The organism is Mycobacterium simiae (genome assembly GCF_008370645.1).
GTDB lineage: Bacteria > Actinomycetota > Actinomycetes > Mycobacteriales > Mycobacteriaceae > Mycobacterium > Mycobacterium simiae_A.
Map to the genome: position 1 here is coordinate 1 of NZ_VTZN01000439.1, position 840 is coordinate 840.

Annotated in this window: 2 protein-coding genes; both read left to right on the top strand. The window is 62.4% G+C overall.

The annotated features are described in order from the left end of the window. Nucleotides 1-344: 344 nt before the first annotated feature. The gene (locus F0Q45_RS26320; RefSeq protein ID WP_149656631.1) at nucleotides 345-524 is read left to right on the top strand and encodes a hypothetical protein; all 180 of its coding nucleotides are present in this window, start codon (nucleotides 345-347) and stop codon (nucleotides 522-524) included. 126 nt (nucleotides 525-650) lie between these two features. Further along, on the top strand, nucleotides 651-840 hold a 190-nt coding region (locus F0Q45_RS28830; protein ID WP_223163959.1), incomplete at its 3' end, for a hypothetical protein.

An 840-nucleotide genomic window follows, 5' to 3' on the forward strand; every position in this document is an offset into this window, starting at 1 on the left:
GCACAAGTAGCTGGGCGCTGGGGTATAGAGCCATAAGGCCAATTCATTCCACTGCGGCCGTCACGTCACCAGGACATCACCTATTTTTCAATTCAGAGCCAACGTACTCGCGCGCAGTTATCCGTGGCCCGGCCCCAACCCGTGCGCAGGCTTTATTGCTGAAGCTGCCAGGAAAGCGATGCCGGCGAAAAGGCCTTGGGAGAGCTGGTGCGAGTAGACGCACCCCGCCGAGACGTTCGCCCCAACCCCTCGGGGAAGGCGCGGGGAAACTCGCGACCTCGATTACCCAGCTGAGCGCGTAGCGCCAAAGCGGCCGAAACGGGATCCATATCTCGGTCGCGGCGGTGTGGATCGCGGCCCAACAACAGGGTGTCGGTGTCCAACCCATCTCACCGGTGTTCCGCTACGCGCATACCGACCAGGACCTCGACGAGCTTGTGGTCAACCACCTCGCCGCCCTGCGTGACCTACAGCGTGAGTTCCGCGCGCTGAGCAAACCGGCGCCGACGAGGCGCAAGCCCTAGCCCTGCGGTTCACACAGGCCCCCAATCCGTCAATACGCAGCCGTCGGCGGGAACTCGCGGTCGAGCCGGGCCAGCGTTTACCACCCGCAACATCGCGATGACCCTGGATCAGCTTGCGTAGTCCAGGTGCTTGACGTACTGCGCAAAGCCGATGCTGCCAACGCGATCAAGCAGGCCGCCGAAGCGGCATACCAGGCGTGGCAGTCGGTAGAAATCCCCGGCTGCTGGTTCCGCCACACCGTTTGGTCCAATTCCCCGTTGAGTTTTCATAGCTGGCTTTATGCTCAACCTGCTGACCAGGAGACGGCCCGTTATT